This window comes from Tetragenococcus halophilus subsp. halophilus DSM 20339, from assembly GCF_003841405.1.
Taxonomy (GTDB): Bacteria; Bacillota; Bacilli; order Lactobacillales; family Enterococcaceae; genus Tetragenococcus; species Tetragenococcus halophilus.
The window spans coordinates 551,180-574,432 of record NZ_PXYA01000003.1 but is presented as its reverse complement, the minus strand read 5'-3'; the positions used below and the strand labels follow the sequence as shown (position 1 = coordinate 574,432).

Below are 23,253 nucleotides of genomic sequence, written 5' to 3'. Positions count from 1 at the left end.
GAACCGTACGTACGGTGCGACGGGAGGGGCGGAAATCTTATTTCCCCTCTACCCTATTGGGAAAAAGGAGCATTCTTCGCACGTGGCAAAAAAAGAATACAAACGCATGTCTATAAAAGAGACAACCTAAATTACCAGACAGTTAAACGTGATTTATAAGGCTGCCCATCTCTTACAAGAACATTTTGTAGATAAAAAAGTATCCTTTGTCGGAGAAGTCTCAACGGTAGCGATTATTTTTTCGACAACTAATTTTATGCACCTCTGTGGCATTGATTATCGCAGAGGCACACACTTGTTTTTTCAAGATGCCTTAGACAGGAAAATAAATTTACAGGATATTCAAATCAAAACGGATGGGACGACCTTTCAGAAATTACAAGTAATAGGTAGCCTTGATTTATTATTGGGGAAGCATATTTCTATTGTTGGCAGAGGTGTTTACTCTTCTCTTCGCTATGATGCAGCTATTCGAACAAGGAAAAAAATATTGGCTCTATCTTTGAAACAAAACGGATTAATCTATATCCCTATCTCTTTGTTAAACCTATCATCAAAGGAAATTGGACCTGGACAAAAAGTTACTGGCATTTTTAGCGAGGATTTAACATCCGGGGAACTTAAAATGATTATGGAAGTCATCGATTAATCATTAATAGTGATATGCGACGTCATTTTGAAGTAATTATTCTATTTTGGGTTATAAAATAAAGCATTTTAAGACGATTTCAAATCATTCATGTGGGTTATTTTATCACGGATGAGCTTGAAATCGTCTTTTATACGTATCAGATTGAAATGTTCGGCATACAATCTATCGTTGTTACTACATTACTAATTGTCACTTGTTAAGGAACTTGGATCCTTTCTAAACATTCCCTAGAGATAAATTTTACTTTATCCCTCCGTTAATATCCAATTTAAGCACCCTTCCGATTCAGGGTTAATTTGCATATCAAGTGCAGTTTATGTTCTAGTAAGATTAGCCCATTTAGTCCGGCTGAGTTGACTTATGGATATAAGATATGGTCATAGCAAATAGACACTACGTATAGTCTGTTAATTTAGTGTTATTAATCTTAAGTTATGAGTACGAGGAGGTATATTCCTCCTCTATGCTATGTTTTTCTGCATCAAAAAAAGCAGGAATCAATTATACGTTTTAACTAATTCGATTTGGTTCATATCTAGAATTGCGTCCATGTTTTGCTCCTTTAATACACAGGAACTCAAGATTGCAAGAACCGGTTGAATATCTTCACGAGCTTCATAAAAACCATTGATTAAATGTGTGGCACCTGGTCCAACTTAGCCCAAGGGGTTCTCCAACCAACACTCCCATTGAACATATGTTCTTTTAGTGGTATGATTCCTATGAAATACGATAGATTAATATAGGAGGCGAAATATGTTAAGTGAAAATTTTTTCAAAGTTATCCAGCACGAGGGTGTGGTTTCTGTTACATCATGGGGAAGCAGTGAGACCCCACATGTTCGTTGTACTTGGAACTCATATTTACGTATAACTAACGATGAACGCATCTTAGCTCCAATCGCTGGATTTACAAGCGTTCAAGCAGATATGATAAAGAACGACAAAGTTATCTTAACTCTAGGTAGTCGAGAAGTTGAAGGTTTCAATGGTTATCAAGGAACAGGATTCTTAATTGAAGGACGGGCACGTTTCCTCGATACTGGCGAAGAGTTTGACCAAATGAAAGAGGACTATCCCTTTATGAATAAATTACTTGAAGTTACCGTAGAATCTCAAAAACAATTGCTTTAATCTCTTATTAAAAGTTTGGTTATTATGAATTACTATATTTCTAAAAGGGTTAATCGTTTAAGAGACATGAAAACCAGCAAAATGATGCATTGATTAAAAAAAGGACTTTACTGCTTAAACAGCGTCAGAGTCCTTTTTTATCTGGATTGTAAGTAGAACGCAAATAAAAAACCGCTCTACAAAAATGTAGATCGGTTCCATTACTTACAATTAATTGAAAAGTCCAAATCCACTATTCCAGCTAATCTTTTCAGCGCCATCTAGAGCAACGAAAACTTGGTTCTTAGCATCTGCGTCATCACCTGCAACTAAAACAGTTGTTTGGTGGGGAGCACCAATAGTTTTGAAACAATTTTTAAGATGCTCTCTACACAAGAGAGCTGTCTAACAAAAAATAAGTTTCTTGAAAAAACTTCTTTTTTGTATGATTTATGTTTATTTAATTAAAACCAGTCACTAAAAAGTTGTGTAAACCAGTTGCCTTCTGTTTCTTCTGACTCTGCGTTCACTTCTTCAGTATGTGCGTCCTGTTCCTCTTTATGTCCTTCTTCTTCATGTGCTTCATCATGACCTTCTTCGAATAAGTGGGTGAACGTGACGTAGTTTTCAACATAAGCACGGCCTGCCTCTGTGTCACCAGTTTCAAAAATCTTGGTTTCAAGTAGGTCAGTAAATACTTCTTCGACGTGTTCGCGGTTGTCATCGGTCACAAAGCCTGCTTCTTCTAATGGGGCTAAGCTTTCTTGTTCGATACTCTCATCAGCAGCTGCCACTCCTGGATCAACCGGTTCATGACTGATTCCTGTGTAAGGAGCACCTTCACTAGTACGGTGGATACGGACAAAGTTTTCAAAGAGGTAATCATCAGCTAAGTCGTTAATTTCTGCATCTTTTGTTTTATTTTTCACGGACATTGTACGCTCAAAGTACGTTTTTAATTCTGCTTCGTCCGCTTCTGGCACCCAATGTGCGATATAGTCAAAGCTTCTTTCCTCTAAAGACGTTTGGAGGGCGTCATAGACTGGTCCTTGTTCCGTATCGCAGTGTGCTTCAGCAGTCAGTGGATTGGCTAAAAATAAACCTGCGCCAACTGCTGTAACTCCGAGTAACTTTTTAAAATTCTTTTTCATCTTTGTTTCCTCCATATTTTTTATATTTTAGTCACTGATAACATCTTCAACAACTTGACTACAGTATAGAAGAAAGGTTCTGTTGCAAAGTTCCCCATAACACCTGATTTATTGTAAAATGTAATAAAAAAGAATGCGAGGACAACAGATGAATCATTTTAAGGGCAAACAATTCCAAAAAGACGTGATTATTATCTCTGTTGGGTATTATCTTCGCTATAATTTGAGTTATCGTGATGTTCAAGAGATGTTATATGATCGTGGCATTAACGTTTCTCACACAACAATTTACCGTTGGGTTCAAGAATATGGTAAGCTGATCTATCAAATCTGGAAAAAGAAAAATAGACAGTCCTTTTATTCGTGGAAAATGGACGAAACTTATATTAAAATTAAAGGGAAGTGGCATTATCTCTATCGTGCAATCGACTCAGAAGGCATGACACTGGATATTTGGCTAAGACGAAAGAGAAATACTCAGTCTGCTTATGCTTTCTTTAAACGACTATACAAGCAGTTTGGGGAACCGAAAGTTATCGTGACAGATAAAGCACCATCAATTGCTAGTGCTTTTAGGAAGTTACAAAAGCAGGGGCTATACAGCGAAACTGAGCACCGGACAGTCAAGTATCTCAATAACTTAATTGAGCAAGATCATAGACCTGTTAAACGTCGAAATAAACTTTATCAAAGTCTTCGTACTGCATCAACTACGATTAAGGGCATAGAAGCATTGAGAGGCATATACAAAAAGAACCGAAGAAATGGAACGCTCTTCGGCTTTTCGGTATCTACTGAAATTAAAGTTTTGATGGGTATACCAGCATAGTCAAAGTATCAGAATGGGACTTTTGTACTCAGTATTGAAACTTTGCAACAGAACCGTATATCCAAATAATTTACTGTTATAAATTGTTTTGAATCGTTTAGAAAAACTTCTCGCAATCCTGGTTTATTGTTTACGACTATCATCTATACCAAAAAAGCCGCAACCTTTGATTACAGGATCAAGGAAGCAGCTTTTTTGTGTAGGCGCATGTATTCATTTTTCAGTCTGCAGGTCTTACGCAAACATCTTCTTCGCCGCACGAGCCAACGTTTTCAAATCTTTGTCATAGCGTGGTGTAGGTACCAACCGTGACATTGGTATGCCGGCAAAGTGGAATGCCGCAATTTCCCCAGAACGGACAGCACTTTGTTCTGTGAAAATCATTTGATAGGGTTGTTCGACGAATTCTCCAGTGAAAGCCAGATTGGTGGAATGAGCTGGAATCACTTTTGGCCGATCACTTTTGGCACGATTGTTGAACAATGCAGAGGCATACGGCATATACACAGGAATATTGTTGATGACACTATCCATGATCAATGCTTCTTTGTCTCGAATATTGCCCGGTCCGGGATCGACTTTAGACAACTGGCCAATCAATTCTTGCACCATTTCTTTCCCAGTCATTTCGATATAGGGTTTAGTCACAAATTCTCCTACTCGACGCGGATATAAGAAGTACCCCCAAATGACGGTTTCATTCGGTTTTTGACTGGTGAAGTGTGGTTGGTGATGGACCACGATCGACATATTGACATCTTTTTGATGTAAAGGCGAAATCGGCGTTGTGGAAATAAATGAATTCAAGGCATTTCCTGGTTCTTGTGTAGTGATACGTGTGATTTCATTCAGTAATAGATGGTCTTTGGTCGTCAAAGTAAAGCTGACCCACTCGCTCGCATCACGATCCGCGAAAAATTTATCCGGGGTACCCAAATTATAAAACTGCTCAGCCGCTTTCTTCCAAAGACTAGAGGCTGCACCGTAATCCATATTTTCTGCAGCTGGTGTATCAAGATCACCTAATGTCGCTGAATCAGTGATTGACCCATTGGTAAAGATAACAGCTGTATCATCATCAACTGCAACATACTCTTCTTGATTGGTCGTCACATTCAACATATGCAACCCAGTCACAGTGATTTTATCTTGCATCGTGGTGTCTTTGAACGACCAATCTGTGACTAACCGATCGAGGACGATGTGGCACCCTTGTTCTTTCAAGTAATTGATCAAAGGCAGCATAATGCTTTCATATTGATTGTAGCGTGTCCGATTGACCCCAACTAAATGCTCGATTTGTGTAAATTCGTAAATCATTTGGTGCATATAGCGCCGTAATTCTTGCGCGGAACTCCGGGTCCGAAAGGCAAACGTTGTTTCCCACATGTACCAAAAATTGGATTCAAAAAAGGCTGGATCTTCTTTGAAGTATTCGGCAATGGTGACATTGTCTAATTTTTCTTCATCACTGTCAGACATCATGATCATTTGTGTCAGCAACATACGGCTTTTATTGTTCAAACCTAAATGACCGCCATCAATGATCCCCTTGCCGCCTTCCAATAGTCTGGCTTTATCAAATGTCCGATGTTTCGCATCAAAATCGCGGGTATCTTCTGCAGCGGTCATGTTTGGTTCCGTCGCAGAAGGAATCCGATCCAACAGATCCATCAAGTCCACGTAGGTTCGATAGTTTAACATTCGGCCGCCTCGCGCCACATACCCTTTTTGATTCTCCATAGGATGATTCTTGTTCCAGTATTCATCTGTGACATCCCCAGTAGGTGCCCCATCATTTGATCCATGATCGTCGAGAGAGTAAAACGTGATTTGGTCGCCTTGCCATTTGCCTTCTTGAATCAGGTAAACTGCGGCTGCCATATTGGATAATCCTGCACCGATCATGATTGCTTTTTTCTTTTGCATTGCGCTTCCTCCTATTTATACATCTTGCTCAACTTCCAGTTAATTCAATGTTGAATCATATTCATCGTATAACCAAGCATCATCTTCAAAGAAACCTGTCTTCTTCGCTAGATATCCTGCACCAGCTGCAGCGATGCCTAAACCGATACTTGATAAGATCATTTTTTTCTTCATGTGATTTCGCTCCTTCGTGATTATTCTATGTCTTATTCAACTTACGGGTTCATTGTAGTCCTTAGGAGGAAATAGTTCAAGTGGTTCTGTTGCAAAGTTCCCCATAACACCTGATTTATTGTAAAATGTAATAAAAAAGAATGCGAGGACAACAGATGAATCATTTTAAGGGCAAACAATTCCCAAAAGACGTGATTATTATCTCTGTTGGGTATTATCTTCGCTATAATTTGAGTTATCGTGATGTTCAAGAGATGTTATATGATCGTGGCATTAACGTTTCTCACACAACAATTTACCGTTGGGTTCAAGAATATGGTAAGCTGATCTATCAAATCTGGAAAAAGAAAAATAGACAGTCCTTTTATTCGTGGAAAATGGACGAAACTTATATTAAAATTAAAGGGAAGTGGCATTATCTCTATCGTGCAATCGACTCAGAAGGCATGACACTGGATATTTGGCTAAGACGAAAGAGAAATACTCAGTCTGCTTATGCTTTCTTTAAACGACTATACAAGCAGTTTGGGGAACCGAAAGTTATCGTGACAGATAAAGCACCATCAATTGCTAGTGCTTTTAGGAAGTTACAAAAGCAGGGGCTATACAGCGAAACTGAGCACCGAATTGTTACTTTGTTTTGTTATCCTTTTCTTATAAACAAGAATATTACCTGATAATCCTCTCATAAGCCTTCTAAGCATATTTAAGTTACTTATGTATAATTAGCCATATTTTGTTTTAAAACGATCACAGCAAAGAAATAAACAGCAAATAAAGCAAAATAGATTCATTCACCTGGATGATTTCTAAAAAGCTTGTGGATAACTTTCGTGCCGAATGAAAGCGTCTTTTTGATGTTATTGAATCATTTCTTTGCCTTTTTTGGCAAATGACGGTGCTGGACAACTTTCTATATCTAAAAGTGAACATACTTCTTCCTAGAATGTCTTTAAGGCGAAAATCAAGACGCTATTTTTTCTTCTTTTTTTCTCATTTTTATAGATTCAGTCGCTGGATTCTGGCAAGAACGTCCCAGAATAAAGTGTCATAAACATTCGTATTCGAAAGATGGATTTGAATTTGTCGTGCATGCGCCGTCATTCTGCCTGCTATATGAAACAGTTTAAAACGGATGGTATCGATCACTGTCGCTTTTTCTGTCGAAGGAAAGGTTAGATGCTTCATCAAGTGAATAATGTTGTAAGCCATAAAACTTAAGGCTAAACGCGCTTGATTGGCGGTAAACGAAGCGCTATCTGTTTTTTCGGCAAAGAAGCCGCCTTTCATTTCTTTAATGAAGTTTTCCATGTTCCCTCGTTTTTGATAGAGTTGAAAAATCGTCTTGGGATCGAGATTCTCAAAGTTTGTAACGATAAACTGAAAATCGCTAAAAAGTAAGGACCCGGCAAGACGAGTGGCTTTCATGGCGACTCGACGTGATTGTCGCCATTTGTTAGCCCGATAGTCCATTAGAAAATATTGCTGTTCGGTTTTCGTATAATCGGTGTCATCTTGATAAAGGACTTGATGTTGAATGTGGTCGAGCAAACGGGCGTTGCTTTTGAGTTTGATCACATAACGGACTTGACGGTCTTCGCAATGGGAAAAAATTTCGGGCTTGGCAAATCCGCTATCTCCACGAACCATGATCAGAGGATCACTGGATCGCTGCTGATATCGATCTAACATCTCCTCGAGATAATCTTCGGCATGGGTAGACGTATAGGATTTTCCGTGACGATGGCGAACATCTAAAGCAAGCCCGGTCAATCCTTCAAAAGTGACAAACGGATGATAGCCATTGATGCCATAGTGATAGATAAACTCGGCTTCTTCTTGTTCCCCGTAGGTGGGACAAGCCGTCGAATCAAAATCGAGCACTAAGTGTTGTGTATTGTCATGGTCTAACCATAGATCCGCTAAGTCTTTGGCTACTTGTGAAAGTTGCGACACATTTTCTGTCGTTAATGTATGCAGAAAGGTCGAAAGCATGGACTGCGAACTAAGGTTTTCTTGTTGAAGCGCTTCTTGAAAGAGGCGATCGTATTGCACTTTATTGGCGTCTCGATCGCGTGAATATCCCGCAATCAATTGATAAAGCCATTGTTTCAAGATTTCTAGCCAGGAATGATGTGAAAATTTGCGGCCATCGTTGATATAAATCCGTTCATTTAATAACTGATCAAAATGAATCTTCTTTAAAAATTCGGCAACCAATACCATTCCGGCATCATTGGTTAAGGCGCCCCCATCATTGGCGATAGAAATTTTCTTTTGAGAATTGAACATTAATGGTTTTTGTTGTAAAGTGAAAGACATAAGAACGCACTCCTTATTGTTATGTTTTGTCGACTTTACAATAACACGAAGTGCGTTCTTTTTGTACACCCAAAAGGTGAAGCAACTAAACTTTTAGAAAAATGAGCATACCAAGGATTGAATCATTCTTGGAAAAATTTATAAATCATTCAGGATTCATAATGTTTTTTAAGATTTTTTGGTTTTGAAAGGAGTGTTTAATTACGGATAAAAAAGAAGCACTGGAACAACAGATTAAACTAAAGGGATTAGAATCTTTTCTGCTAGAGCAAGGAATTGACAAAAAAAGCATTAAGAAAAGTAAGGTTGAAAATAAGAAATCCAAGAATAGCAGGAGATCCGAAAGAAGAATATCTCTGGTATTACGATAAAGGACAAACTAAAAACCATGTAACGATTCCTGTTTCGCAAATAAAAGGGGTTAGTAGGCTTAGTGGTTATTCATGGTTTGAATTGTTGAATTATAGTGTTTTAGGTGTTCCACCTGATATACCACTACAATCATTTAATTTAAATAAAATAAAATTTCTCAATTTATTATTACTGCTAGAAACAAAAGATACAAGAACCGTTAAGCAAGCCTATCAAAAGAAAGATGACATAACGTTTCATTGCTATGTAAAGGGCGATGCGAAAGAATACTATGGTTCAGAAGGAAATCATCGAACAATCACAGCTAAAATTTACGGATGGGATGTACTAAAAGCTCAATCCGTTGATTATCATGTGTTTAACGAACAGAAATATCATGAACTCCAGTTATACAAAAAACAAAAAGCAAAAATAAAAGCGTTGATTGCTCCCCTAAACTTGTCCATTGATAACGATGATATGATCATTTTTAAATTTCGTGAATGTTACAAACAGATCAATTTATCTTTTGAAGATCTAAAAAGGGAATGTGATTCAGCAAGTGAACTCAACCAGACTATGAACTTTATAAAAGAATCTCTTCAAAGAGTAACTAGCTTAGTCAACTTTTATCGGTTTCTGTATCAACGTTATCCGCAGAAGCTAAAAAAAGCCTCTTATTTCTTACTCGAACATAGTGATCCCAAAAAAAGGCAGCATCGTGAAAAACAATTAGCAAAGTTAATTGCCCTAAAATCTGTTTGGTAACTTCAATATAGATGTTTTATATATAAAAAAGAAAGGACTGATCGTATTGTTCTTTCGTAACTCTTTAAGAAATTTATGCTCGATCGTTTATTTTTTGTGTATGTTTTTATTGGTTCTGTTGCAAAGTTTTAAATAAAGAATAAAACCCCTTACGGTATCTATGATTTAAGCTGGGATTCCCAATAATACCTTGATTTCAGTACAGACCGAAAACCCGAAGAGAGTGCCTTCTTTTCGGGTTTTCTTATATAATCCTCGAATGGCTTCCATGCCTTTAATCGTGGTAGAGGCAGTGCGTAAACTTCGATAGAATTTATTGCGTCTCTTTACTGGACGATGGTCTTGTTCAATCAAATTATTCAGGTATTTAATGGTACGATGTTCTGTCCCTTGATAAAAGCCGTATTCTTTTAGTTTCTTAAAGGCACTTGTAATAGAGGGGGCTTTATCTGTGACTACAACCTTCGGTTCATCAAACTGCTTCACTAACCGCTTAAGAAAAGCATAGGCTGCTTGTGTGTCCCGTTTTTTACGTAACCAAATATCCAAGGTTAAACCATCTGCATCGATGGCTCGATACAAATAATGCCATTTTCCTTTAATTTTGATGTACGTTTCATCCATTTTCCATGAATAAAAGGATTTTTTATTTTTCTTTTTCCAAATTTGATAGAGTAGTTTGCCATATTCTTGCACCCAACGATAAATCGTCGTATGAGAAACGTTAATGCCACGATCATATAAGATTTCTTGAACTTCACGATAGCTAAGGTTATAACGAAGATAGTAGCCCACGGCTACAATAATCACATCCTGCTGAAATTGCTTTCCTTTAAAATGACTCATCGTCATTCCTCCTGCTATCTTTTTCTATTATTCTACCTTATCTGATAGTAGATTTAAAACTTTGCAACAGAACCCAACGAATTATCCACTCGATACGGTAAAACGCGACGGCGTATCGAGTAACTTTGTCGCAGTTTATCGTATCGTAATCATGAATGAAAGAATACGAAAGGATAAACATTATGAAAAAAATTATTGATTATTGGAAACAAGAAGCAGAGCGCTCCTTAGAAGGCAATGTCATTAACTTAAGCGTGTTGACAATAGAAAAAGCAAGAATCCATGAAATGTTGGGTTCTTGCTTTTTCTATTGCACTCCTTCGTCTATACTTAAAGTGTAGAGAGAACAGTGAAAGGAGTCCTTAAAAATGCGAGCTACCTTATTGGAATTTCAAGACTACGTACAGGAAGCTCAGTCAATTTATTTAGAAGACATTCGCGAAGGAAACCCCCAAGCATTTACTCGGAGAAGGAAAATTACGCCGTATCAACTGATGCTTCAAATGTTTGCGCAAAAAGGCCGCACCCAATTTTCTGAACTTTTAAATTTTTATCGCGAATTAGAAACACCTTTGGATATTTCAACCGTTGGGTTCTACAAAGCACGTATGAATTATAATCCTAAGGCCATCCAATTGATGATGAAAGATTATCTATCGATGATTTATGAAAACCGTGCGAGCTCTTTAGTAAAATTCAATGGGTATATTCTAACCGCTATTGACGGTTCCACACTTACGTTACCTTCTTCATCAGAAAATATGGAGAAATATGGCGTAACTAACGATGCTCTAGAGAATAGTCCTGTGATGGCAAGAGTGTCAGTACTTTATGATTGCATCAATAAGTTAGTCATTGATACGTGCGTCGGTGCGTACGCTTCTAGCGAACGAACATTTGCCGCCAAACATATAGATGAGTTAAAAGAAATGATGAGATATCCTACCATTACCACATTTGATCGTGGCTATTTTTCCATGCGACTCGTGGATCAATTAATAGAAAATAAACAGAAGTTTGTCTTAAGAATGGACAAGCGCAACTTAAAACGTTATTCCCAACAGTTATCTTCCGGTGAGGATCAAATGTTTGATATGACTTTTGACAGGAAACAAACCAACTACTATCGGAAAGATCAGCGCTTCCGAACAAAGTTGATGAATACCTCGTATCGCTTACGTTTTGTGAAGATTCCTATTCTACGAAAGGATACGAACGAATGGTACAATGAGGTACTATTGACCAACCTTACACAAGAAGAATGTTCTTTAGAAGGGCTGCGGGAAATCTATCGTTTGCGGTGGGAGATTGAAACAGTCTATAATGTGTTGAAAAATCGTATGAAGCTAGAAGAATTTAGTGGATTTCGAGAACGGCTGATTTTTCAAGACATCTATTGTTGTGTGTGGTTATACAATCTAACGATGCTTCATATTATGGAGGTAAATGAATCCAAGGCGATCCCTCAAGAGCGCTATAAATACGAAATGAAACGAAATATTAGTATTTCAATTGGCATTATCAAAACCTATTTCATCCAATCAATCATGGGGGAAACCTATGAAAAACGAGAAGAAAGTATCATACAAATGGAGAACTTATTAACAGCGTACCTTGTCCCCATTCGACCCGATAGAAAGGCCAGGCGACAAGAAAGTAAAAACAAATCGAGACGCTCTTATCGTTATACTTACTGAACAGAAGGCTTTTTGTCTTTAGCTGGTGTATTTAAGTCGTTCTTTTTTACAAAAATTAAAAAATCCAAAACAAAACACAGTGATAGCTTGTGTTTGTTTTGGATTTTATTTTGTCAACACGCTTAAGTTAATGACATTGCCTTAGAAGGTTGGAATTTTTCTTATTTAGATGATAGTGGTAGATGGGAAATGGACACACTACCTTGGGATTATTTAGAAATAGTAAGGCAATATTTAAAAGAAACTGATCAATTGTTAGACATGGGGACAGGAGGAGGAGAGGTCCTTTTAACTCTTGAGCATCCCGGTCATAAAACTTCTGTCACTGAAGGTTATCTACCTAACTATCAACTATGTAAAGAAAAATTGGAGCCTCTAGGAATTACTGTGAAGTTTGTTAAAGAAGACGATGTTCTTTCTTACAAAGAGAATACCTTTGATATCATCATTAATCGGCATGAAGCTTTTAGATTGGACGAAGTATACCGTACATTAAAGCGTGGAGGCATATTTATCACGCAACAAGTCGGCTGTGAAAATAGTCGTGTTCTCTCAAAACGATTGCTGAAGAAAGAATTAAAAGTTGATTTGCGCAACCAATTAAGCTATCAGTTAAAACAAGCGGAAAAAATCGGTTTTGAAGTATTAAATAGCGATGAGTTTTATGCTCAACTTAAGTTTTTTGACGCCGGTGCTATTGCCTATTATGCGTCTATTATCGAGTGGGAATTTCCTGATTTTTCAGTTGAAAAATGTCTTGAAGGACTAACAGAATTACATTATGAAATTGTGAAAAAAGGATTTGTACCTTCGATTGAACATCGCTATATGATGGTACTTGGCAAATCACGATAATTGTTAAATAAAAAATGTAAAAACGAATTGCTTCTACGAAGAGAACCAGCTCGTTTTTTAAACAAAATAATATAATTTAAAGTAGTCATTGTCTTATGTTTAAATTATTTTAGCTTATATTTCGTCAATATTATTTTCATCAAGGAAAGTAAGAATTTGTTTCCAAGAGTCCTTGGCGGCTTCGGCATTTCCTCGCTTTGAACCACCAAATGTCATTGTCATTTTACCGCCTATGTTCATAAAAACATTCGCAGGTAAGTTAACTAAGCTATAGGGAAATGATAAAAAATGGCCTGCATTTTCATAGTATAAATAACGATTACTTTTAGACCATTTTGTATTTTGAAGGTTAGCTTCCATTATTTTTACATATTGACTTGAGGGCCACAATTGGTCACCTTCTCCAGCGATCAATAGCATAGGCGAATGAATATTTTCTACCGGAATCCTTGCTTTTTCTAATGCTTTTTGCTTTTTCAATGTATCATCCCAAATAGATAGATAAGAGATTGGTTTTTTTAGTATCCAGTTTTTTAACATAGACGTGATAGTTTTGAAACGAAACTTAAATTTAACGTTTACTAAAGTTTGTTGATTACTAGTCCATGAAGGTACAGGCGAAAAAATGCCATTTTTCATCCCAGGAGTCATGTAGGCACTAGGCGCACTAGCTATAATGGATTGGTAATCGTCAAATGTTGCTCCCAAAAGCAGCGCGAGTTCTCCTCCTCTTGAATGCCCCATTAGGTTTATATCTCCATTGACATATGGATGATTTTTTAGCCACTTTGTCGCTTCTTGAAAATACTCTAACGGAATGTTTTCAAGATCTTTTGGAAGCCCCTCTACGCCAAAATAAGCCAAAGCAAGTGTTGTATATCCCTTAGTAGCTAATAAAGCTGCCGCATGTTCTTGGGCCCCTCCATCTGATCCACTTAATATTATGACAGCAGGATATTGTCCTTTATGTTTGGGATGAAATAGCGTTCCAATTGTCTTGCCATGTTGCACAGTTTCTTTTATAGTATCATTCATATAAAAATATCTATTAATTGTTATTGCATCAACCTCTTTTCCTTCTACTTGCAAAACTAAGTCAATAGAAATTTTATCTGCATTATTTTTTTCATAATAATCACCTAATTTGGAACCACTATGCTCCATAGACCAGAACAAGCCTGAAGGGTCAGCTTCGACATGAGTCCCCGCAACCGGTTGTTGTGATACGTTAGCAGTACCTTCTTCATTCGTAACAAAGCTTGCATAAGAGCGAAACTTCTTTTGTTTTTCATCATATGTCGAGGCATGAATCGTTACTTTCGTATTTTTCTTAGCTCCAACAATTTTGATTATCAATTCTTCATCAATATATGAATGGATAGGGTTAACTTGCAATGTTGCAGTCATAAATTCTCCTTCAATAAAGTCTCTGCTTCATCTTTATAAATAACTTTATTATACCAATACTAGATTTTTAGGTTAAGTCATTAATGGAAAAACTTTACGTTCAAAGTTCTCTATCTCTTCCTGTTTAAATTTAAAGGCAATCCGGCCTGTATCATTGATAATAGCGTTAAGGAAAAAATAACAAAAATAAGATTGTTTCAGCTTTGGCTGAAAGTTTATATCAAAAATAGAAAAAAGATGACGTAATTCATTGTCAAATTCTCCTGCAATGTATTTTTTGTAAAAAGAAGCATCTTGATGAACATCTAATTCATTCCAGATAAATTTAAAAAAATCGTAGAAGAAAACATAATTATCTGCGGTTTCCCAGTCGATGTACCATAATGTTTTCCCGTTTTGTTCATGGCTTAAAAGAATGTTATCCGACCACATATCTCCATGTAGGTTAATGAATGGAAACTTCATAGAAAACAATTCTGGAGCAATTTTTTTCGTTATTTTTTCAAATTGTGGGCTATAAACAGTGTGCGAACTTATTTCCCATAATTGATTTAATGTTTGATAACCAATTTTTGTAAGACGTGTCAAGTAGGTAAAATAATCACGGTAATTGTTATACATCCTTTTAAAAATGAAGGGCTCGTCGTCGGCTGTTTTTTCATCGAAGTTGATAAATTCTTCGACCAACATGTTGTGTTTAGTATCTTGTTTGCTTAATGTAGGAATACGAAAGAAAGGAGAAAAATAAGCGTAGTTCTCTATTTTCCTCTGATAGCTTTCTTTATCCGAACAGATCGTAAGAACTTTATCATCTGAAAAAATTTTAATATCACCATTAATACAGAACCATAAGATACTCCCATTGAAATACTTCGTTTCAGAATGCTTAATTTCAGTGATAAATTGTTTCTCTTTTTTTGGCATGTTGAGAGTATTGATCATAGGATGATTGGGTCTTGTTGTTTTAAAAGCCATTCTAAAGTCTGTATCAAAAACGTAGATTCCGTTTTCCAAGTAAGAGCTCATGTCCAATAGTTTGGCTTGTTTTTCTAGGGCTATTTCGGTGTATTCTTTCGGTTCTTTCAACTTCTTATCTCCTATTCTATATTATGATTTTGCTATTAGATTAAAAAAGTTGTTTTATTTAAGTGTTTTGATTATTTTAAAAGTCTTTTCTTCATATCCCAAATATTTATAAAAATTCACTGCATGTCCATTTACTTTAAAAATGCCTAAAACGAGGAGGCGTACATATAAAAAAGCAGAAGAAGGTCAGAAACAGCAAATTTCTAACTGTATGAAACAGTTAGATAAAAAGACACCTTAGTTTACCTAGGTATTACCCTTATCTTCTTACTTTTTTAAGAAGTTATTGTATGAGAATTCCTCTTCGTAATTTTTTACTTGCAACCATGCAGTGCTATGCTTTATTAAAGGACAATGTTTAACTAAGAATGAGAGGAGGAATTTTTGTGAAGATAAGTGAGCAGATAAAAAAACAACGCGAAATGAAACATTGGTCTCAGCAAGAACTAGCTGATAAGTTGCATATTTCACGACAATCTATTTCTAAGTGGGAGCAGGACGTTGCGTTACCTAGTTTCGCTAACATTGTTGCTATTAGTGATCTTTTTGAAATTTCACTGGACGAACTTATCAGAGGAGATGAAGAGCTTATGAATAAATTTAAAACGATTCAAAAGTTTACCCCGGTAGAAAAAATTGTATGGGTAAGTCTCATTATGATCGTGCTTATTTTTGCTGTTTTATTTGTTTTTAATACCAATTTTCAAGAAATGATGCCTTGATTACACCTAGGTGGAATGATTTTCTTTATAGCTTTACTCTTTTCACTTGATTGGCAAAAGATCAACCAAGCACTTTCAAAAAAAGCTGTAGTGTTAAGCATTATTACTCTAGTTTTATTATTAATACCGTTTCTTCATGAAGAAATCATTAGTTATTTTCAAACGATATCAGAGCTTTCGTAGATGAAAAACACTTTATTATTGAAATAACTATGGATCATTTATAATAAACTGAAAAGGCTATTTTGAAGAAAGTGGGGTAAAAATAATGGGAATGTTAGTAAATGGGGAGTGGCATAAAGAAGATAGGCCTGCTAGTGCAGATGGAGAAGTCGTAACGACGAATTGGCAATTTCGTCATTGGATTACACCGGACGGTAGTGCTGGTCCAACAGGAGAAGGCGGTTTCAAAGCAGAAGCGGGACGTTATCATCTGTATGTTTCTTATGCTTGTCCTTTTGCCAGTCGGGCACTTATGATGCGTAGTTTAAAAGGATTACAAGATATCATTTCTTTATCCGTAGTTAACCCTGTGATGTATGATCAGGGATGGAGTTTTGAAGACGGCGAGGGTGTAATACCTGACCCGGTGATCAATGCGAATTATTTACGAGAAATTTATACTTTTTCTGACCCAAATTTTACTGGAAAAGTGTCTGTCCCTGTTTTATTTGATAAAAAAACAAACCAAATTGTTAATAATGAATCATCTGATATTATTCGTATGCTAAACAGTGCCTTTAATTACGCCGGAGCAAATGATGATAACTATGCGCCAAAAGAATCATTATCCGAAATTGAAGCCTGGAATAACATCATTGGGCCTGAAATTAATAATGCAGTATATAAAATAGGTCTTGCAAACGAACAAGAATTTTACGAGCAAGAAGTTACTAAGTTGTTTGATAGATTAGATGAAATTGAAGAAAGATTATCAATAAGTCGATTCTTAGTGGGTGAACAACCAACGGAGTCAGACTGGCTCTTATTTGCAACTTTAATCCGCTTTGATATAGTATACTTCTGACTTTTTAAATGTAATATTAGACGAATAATGGATTACAAAAATTTATGGCGCTATACTCGCGAATTATATAATTGGCCAGGAATTAAAGAAACAGTAAATATATCGCATATTAAAAAACACTATTATATTAGTTTAACTTCTCTTAACCCTAGTGGTATCGTGCCTAAGGGTCTGAAAATCAATCTTAGTATAGATGAGGAATTATAAGAGAATATAGTAGAAAGAACTATAAATTTTTTGAAATTTGTAGTTCTTTTTCTTTTGTGCGCTCGGCATGGGCGATAACTTGGTGGTGAAAGTCCACTACAGGCTTGGCAGTAGGAACTGTTAGCCAAAAGCAAGGGTGTCCACTGCGAAGTGGAATCTGAAGGAAGCTGGAGGCAAACACTCGCACTGACGAACAGGAATCTCATAAGAAGGCTGAATTGGGACGGACGAGCTTGCAAAACAAAGCAAAGTCCAATACTGCCCGAATCCCATACAGTAAATGAGGCGGTGACGTGAGTGGAAAGTTATCACACCTTACCCGAGGAGGTCTGCCTAGCGATAGAAATCGTAGTAACAACGAATAGGCAGAAGTCAGCCAAGGTCATAGTAGTATCCTATGGATATGAAGGACTGAACAATAATAACTTTGAAGTAAACAAGGAGGTGGACGTGCTCACCAGGACCGCAGCCAATACCGTGGTAAAGACCGATAGGTAGCTCACTCGTGGAAGGATAAGCTGGAAGCAAAAGAAGAAATGAGGAGCGCGTAAGGGAGCACGACAATAAGATGATGAACCAAAGTGGCTTTCCATTAATGAACGAACTCGTCAGCTCAATGAATATAGATCGAGCGATCGAGAAAGTCAAAAAGAACAAAGGAGCACCGGGAATCGATGATATGACGGTATCTGAAATCAAATCTCATTTGAACAAGTATCGTCGTCCCTTTGTACAAAAGCTGAGAGAAGGGACCTATCGCCCACAACCAACAAAACGTGTGGAAATTCCTAAAGGAAACGGCAAGAAACGAAAATTGAGCATCCCCGTCGTACGGGACCGCGTAGTACAACAAATGATTTTACAAGTCATCACGCCCTTGATCGACCCGACCTTTTCGGAAAACAGCTATGGGTTTAGACCTGGAAAAAGCTGTCAACAAGCAATAGCGAAGGCAGGCCAATATTATGAAGAAGGCTATGACGTGGTTGTCGACTGTGATTTAAAGAGCTATTTCGACACGATTAACCATCAGAAACTTATGCATCGTATGCAATGGTACATCGAAGAAAAGGCCGCTCTCCAACTTATTTGGAATTTCTTAAACGCAGGAGTAATGGAGGGCGAAATTCTTCGTCCAACTTCAAAAGGAGCCTCCCAAGGGAGCCCGCTTTCTCCTCTTTTAGCCAATGTTTATCTGGACCAATTGGACAAGGAACTCGAAAGAAGAAACCATCGGTTTATTCGATACGCGGACGATTTTATTATCTTTGTCCAAAGCGAGCGGGCCGCTCAGAGAGTCCAAGAAAGTATTACCCAATTCCTGGAAAAGAAATTACGATTGACGGTGAATCAAGAAAAGAGCCAAATCATTAAGGCGCATCAATTAGAATACCTGAGCTATCGTATGAGAAAAGATAAGGGAAAGTAAAGAGCCGACCCACAGCGTCGGCCAAACAAAAGTTCAAAAGAACGCTGAAAAGATTGACGAACCGAAAAAGGGTGGGCACGCTAGATGAGATGATCAAAACCATCAATCAGTACACCCAAGGTTGGATTCAATACTATAAAGACGGAGAACTAAAAACTTTCCTAGCTAAACAGATGGAATACTTACGACATAGGTTGCGAGCCTTGATTTGGAAAAGATGGAAGAAAGTCGATACGAAATACCGCCAACTGAAGGCAAGAGGGGCCTCTCATAAAGAGGCCATGACGTATGCGAATAGCCGGAAACAGTATTGGCGAATTTCAAAATCAAAACTTCTAAATAGAATCTTCAGCAAAGAAAAGTTCAAACAATGGAAACTCAAGGATTTCATTGAAATCCTTGAGAAATAAAAGCTTAAATTATTGAACCGCCGTATACGGAACCGTACGTACGGTGGTGTGAGAGGTCGACTAATCAATTAATGGTTAGTCTCCTACTCGATTATATAAAAATCTTTTGTTTTTTTACAAGTTCAACAGGAAGAAATTATTTTCTTTTAAGCTTTATTTAGAACTTATTTTTAAATATAGCAATTAGTTCTTTCCTGTTTTTGTATTTTAAAAATATACTTTTTCTCGTTATTTAAAAGATAATGACTTTGCCTCTATTCTTTCATGTGATAAGTTAGTATTATTGTTTTGAATTAATTTAGTTAGTGAAAATTCAGAAAATAAAAATAATTCTTAGAAGCCATTTTTATTAAAATTATAAAAGGGAAAGGACTTGTAAATAGAAAAATGAAAACATTTATAAAAATTTTTCCTCTCCTATTAGGAGCGATTTTCTTTTTAGTATTAGGCTTTTGGTTAGGTGAGCATACGACAACTAAACCAGAAGAAAAAGCGGTAACTGAAAATACGACGGAAAAGCAAGCGACAGCTGAAAAACCAGAAGAAGATAAAAATGAACTGGAAAACGAGTTGCAGAAAAAAGGAGATGAGTGGGCTGAAATTTATCCCAATTCATTAGAATTTAGAGTGTACGATCTGGAAAATGAAGAGAGTTATACTTACACAAATAATGAAAAAGAAGAAAAGTATGTGACAGCAAGTATTGCAAAAGTAGATATAGCGATGTTATTGCTGCATGAAAAAGAAGAAAAACAAGAAGACTTAACTGAGGAAGAAACTGATCTTTTATCTAGCATGATTATGCATAGTGATAATGAAGCAGCGACAACTATTTTAGATTCATTAGGGGGTTATTCTTCGCTACAGCAACTTTTTGATGATCTAGAAATGAATGATACAAAAGCAGATGAAGAAACATGGGGGAAAACGACAACGACAACAAAAGATCAAATAAAGTTACTTCAAGAACTATATACACCTTCACAATATTTAAATGAAGACTCACAAAAACAGATTATTGATTTGATGGACCAGATTGATCCTGACCAAAGTTGGGGAATTTATGCCGGGTCAAGTGATGTTACTTTTAAAAACGGTTGGTTACCTAATGATATAAATGATGAATGGACTGTTACAAGTATTGGTAAAGTAACGCGTGGAGATAATAGTTATCTTGCAGTGGCTCTATCTGATCAAAATCCAACGATTGAAGAGGGGAGTCAAGTCATCGAAGACTTAACGCGTATTTCAAGCGATTATTTGTTGTAGTCATAAAATACGCAGTGATTGATTAAACAGTAGGATTTATTTTTCAAAAGAAATATATAGATGAAGGTGAAGAAATGACAAATAAAAGTAATAAAATTACTTCTAGGCAAATTTTATTCATTGGACTTATGGTCTTTTCTCTTTTCTTTGGTGCAGGAAATTTAATCTTTCCCGCAGGATTAGGAAGCGAAGCAGGGGGAAATTTATGGCGTTCTATGGCCGGCTTTTTAATTACAGGAGTAGCTTTACCAGTTTTGGGATTAGTAGCCATTGCTAACGTTAGCGAAGACGGAAATACTGAAAGCTTAGCAACAAAGGTTCATCCAACTTTTGCTAAAGTTCTAACCATTATTACTTATTTATCGATTGGACCATTAATGGCGGCTCCCAGAACAGGGCTTGTTTCCTTTGAAATTGGGGTGTCTCCTTTTTTAAATCAAAGCAATTCACAGATAGGACTACTAATTTATAGTATTGCCTTTTTTGGATTGGTGTATTACTTAGCCTTATATCCTAGTAAATTTATGGATCGCTTTGGCAGAATAGTAACGCCTGTTTTGCTATTGATTTTAGGTGTTTTTATTGTGACAACGATCTTTAATCCAATGAATGATTTTCAATTACCTCAAGGACAATATGCGCAGGCGCCTTTTTCTAGCGGAGTAAAAGAAGGTTACTTAACAATGGATACTATTGTGTCGATTGTTTTTGCAACAATTATTGTTAATACCACTAAAGACTTAGGAGAGTTCAATCAGACTGTTAGAAAAAATGTTATTTTAAAAGCAGGAACTATTTCTGCGATTTTATTAGCTTTTATTTACTTAGGAATTGCATATATAGGAGCAAGCAGTTCTACACTGAGTTTTTCTTCTGGAGCAGATATATTAGCAGGAGTTGCTAACAATTATTTTGGAAGTACAGGGAACTTTCTTTTTGGCTTAGTTGTTATATTTGCTTGTCTTCCAACAGGAGTAGGTTTGCTATCTTCATGTGCATGGTATTTTAACAAACGATTTCCACGTATAACTTATAAAAAGTTTTTATTATTTTTTGTTTTATTTAGCGCTACCGTAGCTAATATTGGGTTGGAAAAACTCATTCAATTTTCTGTACCTGTATTAAACGTAGTTTACCCTATAATTATTGCATTAATTTTATTGAGCTTTATTAATAAGTATATAAACTGCGATACAATCGTTTATCGTAGTGTTGTTGGAATCATATTATTTGTTAGTTTAAACGTTGGATTGAAAGAATTTAATTCAAGTTGGGATTATATCACACCTTTTGTCACTCTTCCTTTTTCAGATCTAGGCTTTTCTTGGATTATCCCTGCCGTTGTAGTAGGTGTTATTGCTAAAGGTATTTCTTTTGCATGGAAGAAATAACATGCAGTAATAAATACGCGAAAGAAAACAAAAATTGTTTCACTCAAAAGGCATCCTATTGAAGTGGGATGCCCTTTCATAATATTGTTGTATTTTTGGCATTAGCAGCAACGTTTATTGTTTTATTACTAACGCATACGGGATTCACAAAAAATTGGAAAATCTTAGAAATGTATCTTTTCTCTGCTTCGTAATTCTTCAAACTGACTTTCTAAAACATTGGTATTAACGAGGAAATCATCAAGAAAAACTTCAAAGATTTTTGCGTTAGCATGATATTCTTGAATAATTTTCTTTTTGTTTAGTGTTTCCTTTTCGTGCTTAAAGAACTTATCAATTACTTCTAAAACAACTACCCAGGATTGGAGTTCTTCCAAGGTCTCCTTTAATTTGTGGAGATCTTGCTGAGTGATTGCTTTAATAGGTTGGTTTTTCTTTGTTATAAGTTCTTTCTTTTCTGTCATCATAACCATCTCCCTTTTTGAAATATTGTATATTTTAATTATATCTGTATTACAGATGAAAACAATATCTTTAATACAGATATTTATAATAAAAAGAGGTGATAAAAATGAGTTATAAAAATATTCGTTCCATAAGAGAAGATAATGATGTAACACAACGGCAAGTGGCTGAGTTACTAAATGTTTCGCAAAATACTTATTCACAATACGAGACTGGGAAAATAGAATGGACAGCAAGCACTTTGATTAAACTAGCTGATTATTTTGATGTTAGTGTAGATTACTTGCTTGATAGAACAAAGAATAAAGGATGTAATAAATAGAGATGAGTAAAGTAGGGCATTAATTTAATTGTTTAAGAAAACTAATTGTTTTGGAATATTTAACGATAAATATCAATTTTTACTGATCTTACTTGGAAAATTCAACTATGAAAAAATTGTAGAAAAAATGCCAAGGAGATCTATATTACGTTAGAAAAGCGAGTGTGATTTTCTTATGAAACGTGTTTTAGATGAAGATTTGATCTACGAGATTCTCTCTGCTGTAGAAGAAATACCAGAAGGTTGTGTTGCTACATATGGACAAATTGCCAGATTAATTGGCAGAGAAAAAAATGCAAGACTTGTTGGAAGAGTTCTCAGCATGTCTGAATTTTACGGAAAATATCCTTGTCATCGTGTGGTGAATCATGCAGGAAGATTGGCTCCGGGTTGGGTAGAACAAGCAGACTTTCTTCGCGAAGAAGGTGTTTCTTTGAAAGATGAAAATCACGTCGACTTGAAGAAGTTTCAGTGGGAAGACTAGTAATGATTTACTGATTTAACGATAGGTAAATATAGCTCAGGTTCTTTAACAATATTTTTGGTGTAAGAGGTTAAACAAAAGCTAGGCATATGTAGAGCTGAGAACTAAAATAAGTATATTTTTTTCAACTAGATGAAAAGAGTTCTATTTTAGTAAGTATAACTTATTGAACGGTAACTAATAATAGAGATCGTAGCTAATTAATTACATTACTGTATATTACACTTGTAAGAAATGAGAGAATTTGCTTAAAAGTGTGAAAAAGGAACAGTATAAGCTTTAATAGCTATGTTGTTCCTTTTTCAGTCAAATGGTTTAAATTGTATATTCGTTATTCCGGAAATACA

General features: G+C 36.2%; 22 protein-coding genes and 2 pseudogenes. 16 read left to right on the top strand and 8 right to left on the bottom strand.

Translation table 11 applies throughout. The features are described 5' to 3' along the window. Positions 1-130 precede the first annotated feature (130 nt). Both C7K42_RS12555 and C7K42_RS12550 read left to right on the top strand, forming a co-directional pair. A complete protein-coding gene (locus C7K42_RS12555; protein ID WP_231834382.1) occupies positions 131-649 on the top strand; it encodes a PBECR4 domain-containing protein in 519 nt (172 codons plus the stop codon). A gap of 759 nt (positions 650-1,408) precedes the next feature. Further along, positions 1,409-1,786 (top strand): pyridoxamine 5'-phosphate oxidase family protein, encoded by a 378-nt coding sequence (locus tag C7K42_RS12550; RefSeq protein ID WP_014125704.1) that lies wholly within the window; start codon positions 1,409-1,411, stop codon positions 1,784-1,786. A 443-nt stretch (positions 1,787-2,229) separates the two neighbouring features. Here the strand turns inward: C7K42_RS12550 and C7K42_RS12545 are convergent, their stop codons facing one another. After that, positions 2,230-2,916: a DUF6448 family protein gene (locus C7K42_RS12545; protein ID WP_014125702.1), complete on the bottom strand. Its 687-nt coding sequence runs from the start codon at positions 2,914-2,916 to the stop codon at positions 2,230-2,232. Positions 2,917-3,064: 148 nt separating this feature from the next. On the opposite strand from C7K42_RS12545, the gene C7K42_RS12540 reads away from it, so the two are divergent. Then, entirely contained in the window at positions 3,065-3,745 is a 681-nt protein-coding gene (locus tag C7K42_RS12540) for an IS6-like element ISTeha2 family transposase (RefSeq protein WP_016897246.1), read from the top strand. 234 nt (positions 3,746-3,979) lie between these two features. On the opposite strand, the gene C7K42_RS12535 is transcribed toward C7K42_RS12540, so the two are convergent. Together C7K42_RS12535 and C7K42_RS12530 are read right to left on the bottom strand one after the other, a co-directional pair. Then, positions 3,980-5,674: an oleate hydratase gene (locus tag C7K42_RS12535; protein WP_014125700.1), complete on the bottom strand. Its 1,695-nt coding sequence runs from the start codon at positions 5,672-5,674 to the stop codon at positions 3,980-3,982. A 39-nt stretch (positions 5,675-5,713) separates the two neighbouring features. Next, positions 5,714-5,848 (bottom strand): hypothetical protein, encoded by a 135-nt coding sequence (locus tag C7K42_RS12530; RefSeq protein ID WP_014125699.1) that lies wholly within the window; start codon positions 5,846-5,848, stop codon positions 5,714-5,716. 155 nt (positions 5,849-6,003) lie between these two features. On the opposite strand from C7K42_RS12530, the pseudogene C7K42_RS12525 reads away from it, so the two are divergent. Next, positions 6,004-6,480, top strand: a pseudogene (locus C7K42_RS12525) (IS6-like element ISTeha2 family transposase); the annotation flags it as partial. A gap of 367 nt (positions 6,481-6,847) precedes the next feature. Here the strand turns inward: C7K42_RS12525 and C7K42_RS12520 are convergent. Next, entirely contained in the window at positions 6,848-8,170 is a 1,323-nt protein-coding gene (locus tag C7K42_RS12520; RefSeq protein WP_014123528.1) for an IS1380 family transposase, read from the bottom strand. Positions 8,171-8,446: 276 nt separating this feature from the next. Between C7K42_RS12520 and C7K42_RS12515 the strand changes: the two genes are divergently transcribed. Then, a complete protein-coding gene (locus C7K42_RS12515; protein ID WP_094244138.1) occupies positions 8,447-9,289 on the top strand; it encodes a hypothetical protein in 843 nt (280 codons plus the stop codon). Positions 9,290-9,454: 165 nt separating this feature from the next. On the opposite strand, the gene C7K42_RS12510 is transcribed toward C7K42_RS12515, so the two are convergent. Next, on the bottom strand, positions 9,455-10,135 hold the full coding sequence (locus C7K42_RS12510) for an IS6-like element IS1216 family transposase (RefSeq protein ID WP_002331383.1): 681 nt from the start codon (positions 10,133-10,135) through the stop codon (positions 9,455-9,457). 368 nt (positions 10,136-10,503) lie between these two features. Here C7K42_RS12510 and C7K42_RS12505 point away from each other — a divergent pair, with 368 nt between their 5' ends. Then, positions 10,504-11,832: an IS4 family transposase gene (locus C7K42_RS12505; protein WP_094244139.1), complete on the top strand. Its 1,329-nt coding sequence runs from the start codon at positions 10,504-10,506 to the stop codon at positions 11,830-11,832. Between the two features lie 189 nt (positions 11,833-12,021). Further along, positions 12,022-12,687 carry a class I SAM-dependent methyltransferase gene (locus C7K42_RS12500; protein WP_014125693.1) on the top strand — a complete coding sequence of 222 codons (666 nt, stop codon included), beginning with the start codon at positions 12,022-12,024 and terminating at the stop codon, positions 12,685-12,687. Positions 12,688-12,801: 114 nt separating this feature from the next. On the opposite strand, the gene C7K42_RS12495 is transcribed toward C7K42_RS12500, so the two are convergent. After that, entirely contained in the window at positions 12,802-14,094 is a 1,293-nt protein-coding gene (locus C7K42_RS12495) for an acyl-CoA thioester hydrolase/BAAT C-terminal domain-containing protein (RefSeq protein ID WP_014125692.1), read from the bottom strand. 72 nt (positions 14,095-14,166) lie between these two features. Further along, positions 14,167-15,180, bottom strand: a complete 1,014-nt coding sequence (locus C7K42_RS12490) for a phosphotransferase (RefSeq protein WP_014125691.1) — start codon at positions 15,178-15,180, stop codon at positions 14,167-14,169. Between the two features lie 386 nt (positions 15,181-15,566). Between C7K42_RS12490 and C7K42_RS12485 the strand changes: the two genes are divergently transcribed. From C7K42_RS12485 to brnQ, 7 genes and pseudogenes are all read left to right on the top strand, one after another. Beyond that, positions 15,567-15,902, top strand: coding sequence for a helix-turn-helix domain-containing protein (locus tag C7K42_RS12485; RefSeq protein ID WP_050989782.1), 336 nt, complete (start codon positions 15,567-15,569; stop codon positions 15,900-15,902). Positions 15,903-15,917: 15 nt separating this feature from the next. Beyond that, positions 15,918-16,085, top strand: coding sequence for a hypothetical protein (locus C7K42_RS12920; RefSeq protein ID WP_014125689.1), 168 nt, complete (start codon positions 15,918-15,920; stop codon positions 16,083-16,085). An 85-nt stretch (positions 16,086-16,170) separates the two neighbouring features. Then, positions 16,171-17,136, top strand: a pseudogene (locus C7K42_RS12480) (glutathione S-transferase family protein). Between the two features lie 568 nt (positions 17,137-17,704). Further along, a complete protein-coding gene (gene ltrA, locus C7K42_RS12465) occupies positions 17,705-18,565 on the top strand; it encodes a group II intron reverse transcriptase/maturase (RefSeq protein ID WP_014125684.1) in 861 nt (286 codons plus the stop codon). A gap of 53 nt (positions 18,566-18,618) precedes the next feature. Beyond that, positions 18,619-18,975 carry a group II intron maturase-specific domain-containing protein gene (locus C7K42_RS12460; RefSeq protein ID WP_014123482.1) on the top strand — a complete coding sequence of 119 codons (357 nt, stop codon included), beginning with the start codon at positions 18,619-18,621 and terminating at the stop codon, positions 18,973-18,975. 387 nt (positions 18,976-19,362) lie between these two features. Further along, the gene (locus C7K42_RS12455; RefSeq protein WP_014125683.1) at positions 19,363-20,244 is read left to right on the top strand and encodes a serine hydrolase; all 882 of its coding nucleotides are present in this window, start codon (positions 19,363-19,365) and stop codon (positions 20,242-20,244) included. A 74-nt stretch (positions 20,245-20,318) separates the two neighbouring features. Continuing rightward, positions 20,319-21,635, top strand: a complete 1,317-nt coding sequence (gene brnQ, locus C7K42_RS12450) for a branched-chain amino acid transport system II carrier protein (protein ID WP_014125682.1) — start codon at positions 20,319-20,321, stop codon at positions 21,633-21,635. A gap of 164 nt (positions 21,636-21,799) precedes the next feature. On the opposite strand, the gene C7K42_RS12445 is transcribed toward brnQ, so the two are convergent. Further along, positions 21,800-22,099 carry a hypothetical protein gene (locus tag C7K42_RS12445; protein WP_231834352.1) on the bottom strand — a complete coding sequence of 100 codons (300 nt, stop codon included), beginning with the start codon at positions 22,097-22,099 and terminating at the stop codon, positions 21,800-21,802. Positions 22,100-22,206: 107 nt separating this feature from the next. On the opposite strand from C7K42_RS12445, the gene C7K42_RS12440 reads away from it, so the two are divergent. Continuing rightward, positions 22,207-22,422: a helix-turn-helix domain-containing protein gene (locus C7K42_RS12440; RefSeq protein WP_014125680.1), complete on the top strand. Its 216-nt coding sequence runs from the start codon at positions 22,207-22,209 to the stop codon at positions 22,420-22,422. A 175-nt stretch (positions 22,423-22,597) separates the two neighbouring features. After that, a complete protein-coding gene (locus C7K42_RS12435; protein ID WP_014125679.1) occupies positions 22,598-22,906 on the top strand; it encodes an MGMT family protein in 309 nt (102 codons plus the stop codon). The last annotated feature ends 347 nt before the right edge of the window (positions 22,907-23,253 follow it).